The organism is Bdellovibrio sp. (assembly GCF_047637665.1).
Taxonomy (GTDB): domain Bacteria; phylum Bdellovibrionota; class Bdellovibrionia; order Bdellovibrionales; family Bdellovibrionaceae; genus Bdellovibrio.
Genome location: NZ_JBLJBT010000002.1, coordinates 25,587 through 31,678, shown reverse-complemented (window position 1 = coordinate 31,678; position 6,092 = coordinate 25,587). Strand labels below are relative to the sequence as shown.

Below are 6,092 nucleotides of genomic sequence, written 5' to 3'. Positions count from 1 at the left end.
GAGGACTTATGCTTATCTTTTTTGACTCATCGCCTTATCTGGTTAAGTGGGAAGAGCCGATTTTACCGAATATGCTCTCTCAATCTAATTACGAAACTGAAAAAAGCCTCCACACTGAACCGCATCTTTGAGTTCCGGGGTGGGGATGCAGTTTTGTAGAAGGGCATCGCGTACTTCCTTGTAGGTCCATGAAGGATTTTGCGACCAGATAAGGGCTGCGGCACCAGTTATGTGCGGCGTCGCCATGGAGGTTCCGCTGGAGTATCCGTATTTTTTTCCGGTGATGGTGCTAAGAATAGACTCCCCGGGAGCTGCAATATGGACGGTCTTTTTTCCCCAATTAGAGAAAGTAGAAAGATCTCCATGCAGATCCACGGCCGCAACTGAGATGATATTATCGAGTTCGAAACCGGCTGGATAAGTTGGAGTCAGGTCGTTATCAACGGCCTCATTGCCTGCGGCTGCAATCAGAAGAATGCCTTTATCGCGGCAACGTGCGATGGTCTCTTTAAGAAGGGCACTGTTGCTGCGTCCGCCCCAACTCGCGTTTATAATCTGCGCTCCGCGTGCAGCCGCATAGTCAAAGGCACGAATGGCTGCTTCGGTACTGCCGCCTCCATTTGAACCGATAAAGCGAATAGGTATTAGGGAAATATTCCAGTTCATTCCCGCGACGCCAATGTCGTTGTTGGGTTTAGCGGCAATGATTCCGGCAATATGAGTGCCGTGGTGATGGAAGTCCATGGCATTGCCGGTGTTTTCATAGGCGTTCCATCCGAAGACGTCATCAACATACCCATTGTTATCGTCATCAATGTTATTTCCGGGGATCTCATTTGTATTGACTGCAATTTGAGTGTGCAGATCCTCGTGTTCGTAATCAACACCGGTATCAATGATGGCAACTCTCGTCTGAGTGCTGCCGCGACTTTGCTTATCCCAGAAAGATTCAATATTGATTTGTTCTAAGGCCCACTGATCGCCGACCAGGGGATCCGAAGTTCCGATGAAGTTCAAATTTAGCGGGGTAAAGATTCCCCAGGAGCTTTCTTCTTCAAAGTGTACATTGGCGACGGGACTAAGCCCGGAAAGCGAAACAGGATCATGACATTGAAGTTTGAAAATGTCTCCGCCAAGGTGAGGATTAAGAACTGAGGACTGGCAGCCAGAAATATTTTGCAACAGGGCTTTGTCGGAAGCCCGAACCAGCCACTGCGAAGAGGCGAGGGCGGAGGAAGGAAGGGTTATCAACTGGAGGGTTGTTAGCAGAATGGATAACATTGTATTCGCCTTTCTCTCGAGGGGGCTGGTCTAAACGAAGTATCATTTTATTGTTCCAATCGGGCAAGGCTATTCTAGATAGCTATTCGCATTAGATGATCGTCATCACTACTGATCTAAGGTCCTGAGGCTTTGCTAAGTGCCAATTTCCTATGTTCACGAGAAGGCCTCGGTTATACTTGAAGGACTGGTTTGGGAGGCACTTCGATGACGAGATGGCTTTTATTTGGTTGTTTGCTTGCTCTAGGATGCACGAACACTTCTCAACAGCGGGGAATTTCTAAAAGCCCTGATCAGGAAGTTCTAGAAAAGCTTTATGCCACGGAAGTGCAAAAAGATTTCTTGGAATTACAGCTCAAAGAGCTTTCCCATAAAAGAGACCTTAAAGAAAGAAACAGCGGCGGTGAGTTGCACAGCATAGAATTGGATCAGCTTCGGGATGAAGAAGCCAAGATGCAAAAGCAGGTCAGCTCTTTGAACTCCAAAATCGTCGACTACAAACAACAGTCAAAATCGCACAATCGGTTTTCTGAACCTCAAGCTTTGGAGGTCTGGTTTGATCAACCTTGGCGTCAGCATCACGATGAAGTGATCGTACATGATCTGGAAGAGTTTCCGCTTTATCAGGGAAAACCTATTCGTCGTATTTCCCTTTCAACGAGCACGGCTCACGCCGTCTTTCTGCAAATGACGAACTACGTGTTGAGTTGGGATCTTAAGAAACTTGCGTTCCGAGGTCAGCCTCTTGAAGATAGAGAGTTCAATGAACTTACGACAGAGGTGAGCTGCGATAAAGATATCAAAGTTCATGGCTGGATTAAGACGACCAAGGTGACGGCGGGAAGCTCTTACACGTTTAGATGGTATGACTCTAAGTTTGATGGGGCCCCGAAGCCTCTTTTGCAAATCAATGATCCGGAAACTCGTTGCACGGTGAAATTTGGTAAGGATAAAAATCATCTCAATTACGGATTTGATCTCATCCCAGAGCAAGCGGAGTTGGCTAAGCTGTTTAGTCCCGAAAAAAAAGGCGAGATCTGCTTTTTGCCACAAACGGCAGGGCAAAGTGGGACTGTGAAATTCTTCCTGGATGCGCAACACAAGCAGACCACTTGTCCGATTGGAATTGATCAGTATAAGACTCTCGAAGATCCCAAAGAGGGTCTGAATGCCAAAGTAAGAATGCTCATTGGAAAAGACCTTAGTGATGCGTATATCAAAAAAGGCAATCCGCTGGAGCCTCTGGATTTTTCAAGAGCACCTAAACTGGATGCCATTCTCATTAGCTATCTGGTATTCCGTGCGGACTTCAGTGGCCAGGTGCTGATGCAAGCCCTGAAATACCATGCAGATCGGGGAGTCTTCATTCGTATCGCCGTTTCTGATGTGATTTCATTAGGAAAAGACCGTCAGATGCTTTTTGATTTTCAGGCGAAGTATCCTAACGTGAAGCTTCTTTTCTATAAGTACAAACCTGAGGGAAAAGGTCTTAAAGATTGGTTGAATAGCTTCCATCGCACAAATCATATTAAATTCTTTATGACCTATTCGGCTTCGCAAGATTCGGCCAATGCCGTGATTCTTGGAGGACGTAATATTCACGATGGATTTATCTTTGATCAACCGGTCTCAAACTATATCTCAAACACGACGGTTGTGAAGTATGGCGACAAAGGGGATGAGGCCTGGGCGCGCTGGGAGGATTTTGAAACTCTCTTTGTTTCACGAAGCCTGATTCATCGTTTTATGGGGCAGTTCTTCGCTGTCTTCCATGCCGATTACGAAAAGTTCTTTATTAGGCCTTTCTCGGTGGTGATTGAAACTGGAATGCCTTTGAATTCCGAATATCTGAATTTGCAGGACAACGAAATCTATCTAAGATCTCTTGTGTCAGTTCCTTTTAAGGACGACATGCTTTTGGAAAGAACTTATGTGAAGCTCTTTGATTCTGCCGAAAGATCTATCAAGATTTCGACTCCTTATTTCAATATCACAGATACGATGCTCTCGGCCATTGAAAGAGCTGCGGACAGAGGAGTGAATATTGAGCTTATTACTCGTCTGGATCTCAAAGGGGATACTGCGGACATCATTCTTAGTGACGTAAATAAAAAATCAATTAATAAGATCTATAAAAAGATCAAGGTTTATGAATACACCACCAAAGGGAAGATTTTGCACTCTAAACTGATCATCGTGGATGATGATTTTGTTTTAATGGGTTCGGTGAACATGAATCTAAGAAGCTTCTTCCATGATATCGAGAACAGCACGATGATCTATGGAAAAGGCTTTAATAGAAGGATCAATAACTTATATGAAGAGTACAAAAAGGAATCGCGCCTGCTGACGGAAAAACAGCGTACGGTGTGGTGGAAGTCGATCGTCATTAAAGTAATTGGGACTGCTTTGTAGCATCTTTCTTTGTGTTTCTCTAAAGCAAAGCCATGGTCAAAAGGCCATGGTTTTTTTTATTCAAAGATATGGCTGGTTGTTTGACAGAGGTAGCCCCAGGCGACAGGGTCTCCCGTAAAAACACCCTTAATCGCACTGTAGCTTGTGACTGCAACTGAAAATAATCGTGGTTTTTGCAGGACTCGGTCAGGTGTTCCGTAAAAATGGAAGCTCGTCTTAACAATAAGATTCTTTGAGCCTCCTACGATGGTTTGTTTGGCGCTGAAAGTTCTTTGAGGGATGGCAGAGCCTCTCATAGAGCCGATAGAATATCGATCCAGTGATCTGGGGAGTCCAAGGATCTGGAACTCAAAATAGATAGAGTCCTGAGAGACTGTGAAGTTCTTGGCGATAACCTTACAGGGAGTTTGCAGGTCGATGTCGAACTGTTCGGACTCTCTATTGTATTGATAAAGATTTCCCTCGGCTTTGACATTCGGAGTGAGGTCGTTCGCGAAGGTCACTAGACTCATTAGGGTTGTTATAATAAAAAGGAGTATCGATTTCATAAATATTTCTCCTAATTTTTCTCAAGTTCCGCGAGGAGCTTGTCGGCTTGATTAAGAAGATCCTGGGAGTCCTTGGCCAATTGCTCAGGTGAAAGCTTTGAGGCCAATCGTTGTGAAACATCAATTTGTTGTTCGCTCTCTTGTTTTTTAAATTCTTCGAAGGCCTGAAAGATCGGCTCGAAGGCTTCAGCTCGTCGTTCATCATTGCTAAGGATCCACGCGAGACTGGTGGTGACATACAAGGCAAGACCTGACTGCAGAACTTTTTCTGCGAACAAAGCACCTTGTTCAAAACGAGATGTTTTTTGAAGAAATGTTGGATTCGCGATGCGCGGCAGGTAGACCGGCATCATGAATAGATTCCCCGTCATGTGGTGGACTGAAAAGTTGATGGCCGCATGAATGGCCATGAATCTAAGCCAACCAAGAGGGGCGCGATTTTGAATGTATCGCAAACGCCAGGTCATTTCCGAGGTTACGGTTACTCCAGAGTCTTTCAGTGCTTTTGTCAACGCTGATGCAAATTCTTCAGTCAGTTTAATTTGTTCCGCATTTTTTTTACTGGAAAAGTTTGAGATGACTCGGCGATAGAGAGGATCTTGAATGCTCTCGTAGAATCGGCCCGCCACTTTGGAGATCGTAACTTGGTCGATTTCATTATTTTTGCTTAGACGGCGTTCAATGTCTGTAAGAATCTTTTCTGCTGATTTTCTGCGGGCCTCTTGAAAGAACGGTTCCAGGTCTTCACGCAAGGTCTGTTGTGAACTTGTGGAGAAGACACTGGAGCAGCTCCCGCCCCCGGCACTGGCGGCCAGGGGAATGAGAGCTGCAAATGTTAAAATCAAGAGTCTGAGTTTCATTGATCTTACAACTGTGATAAATTGTTGATGATGGACTGTTTGTATTCACGCTCTAGAGTACTGAGGTTCTCCTGGAGAACATCAATTTTCTGAATGATCTCTTGGCGATCTTGAAAGTTCTTGTAAGTCAGATAGCTCAAGCCGGCCAAGATAGCGCCGTTAATAGCAGTCATTGTCATTTTGGCTTTAGGAGAGAGCTCACTAGCGCCGCCCACTTTGTTGACGCTTAAAGCGCTCTTGACTAAAGATAGCGTAGAGCCCGCAGCAAAGAGTCCTGACAAACCCAGATCCACTTCTTTGGAAGACAGGTTGCTTCTGGCCTCTCCCAAATCGCGAGCAACGGAGTTGATTCGCTCGATACGGAAGTTTTCACTTTTCAATAAAGCTTGAATTTTTTGATCGATATTTGAATCAATTCGACGGAAGGCATCCAGACGTTGTTTGTTTTCAGACTCAAGTTTGGTAAGAACCTCTTTTGATTTCGCGATGGCATCATTCAATTCTTCGCGTTGGGCGGCCTTCATGTTTTCATCGGTGACGTTACCGATATAAGCTTCAATTCCCTTGGAAATACTGACAGCTCCTGAAACAGCAGCTCCGAGACCCCAGAAAAGTGTTCTGATGTCTTTACTTTTGTATGCTCGATAGCCCATGTAGGCTGTGCCCGCGGCAGAAGCGATGGCTGTATAAAGATTCACCTTATTAAGAGTTCCTAGTGACGTGGGATCTCCCGTGCGGCTGAGATGTTCTTCAGCTGCCAATACAGTTGCTTTTTGTTGTTGGATAAAGAAAAGATTTTCTGCGATTTTGGTCGCCAGCATGATCTTATCTTCTTCGCGACTTGTTGAGACGACACTGATCGATGGGCTTTGTGCCATGGACAAAGTGGGGGCGGCAACACCGGATACTGTGACGATACCGGCCATTAACATAGAAATAGACTTCGTTTTCATAAATTCTCCTCTTTTTTGTCTTTATGATCCCGAGA

Annotated in this window: 5 protein-coding genes; 1 reads left to right on the top strand and 4 read right to left on the bottom strand. The window is 45.1% G+C overall.

The annotated features are described in order from the left end of the window. Positions 1-84: 84 nt before the first annotated feature. Positions 85-1,281 (bottom strand): S8 family peptidase, encoded by a 1,197-nt coding sequence (locus tag ACM64D_RS00310; RefSeq protein ID WP_415061180.1) that lies wholly within the window; start codon positions 1,279-1,281, stop codon positions 85-87. 207 nt (positions 1,282-1,488) lie between these two features. On the opposite strand from ACM64D_RS00310, the gene ACM64D_RS00305 reads away from it, so the two are divergent. Further along, entirely contained in the window at positions 1,489-3,696 is a 2,208-nt protein-coding gene (locus ACM64D_RS00305; RefSeq protein WP_415061179.1) for a phospholipase D-like domain-containing protein, read from the top strand. A 56-nt stretch (positions 3,697-3,752) separates the two neighbouring features. Here ACM64D_RS00305 and ACM64D_RS00300 read toward each other — a convergent pair whose 3' ends face one another. From ACM64D_RS00300 to ACM64D_RS00290, 3 genes are read right to left on the bottom strand one after another with little or no spacing between them, the layout of a single operon-like run. Further along, positions 3,753-4,244 carry a hypothetical protein gene (locus tag ACM64D_RS00300; RefSeq protein ID WP_415061178.1) on the bottom strand — a complete coding sequence of 164 codons (492 nt, stop codon included), beginning with the start codon at positions 4,242-4,244 and terminating at the stop codon, positions 3,753-3,755. Positions 4,245-4,255: 11 nt separating this feature from the next. Further along, complete coding sequence (locus ACM64D_RS00295; RefSeq protein ID WP_415061177.1) at positions 4,256-5,104, bottom strand: hypothetical protein; 849 nt, start codon at positions 5,102-5,104, stop codon at positions 4,256-4,258. A 5-nt stretch (positions 5,105-5,109) separates the two neighbouring features. Further along, on the bottom strand, positions 5,110-6,057 hold the full coding sequence (locus ACM64D_RS00290) for a hypothetical protein (protein WP_415061176.1): 948 nt from the start codon (positions 6,055-6,057) through the stop codon (positions 5,110-5,112). Positions 6,058-6,092 lie beyond the last annotated feature (35 nt).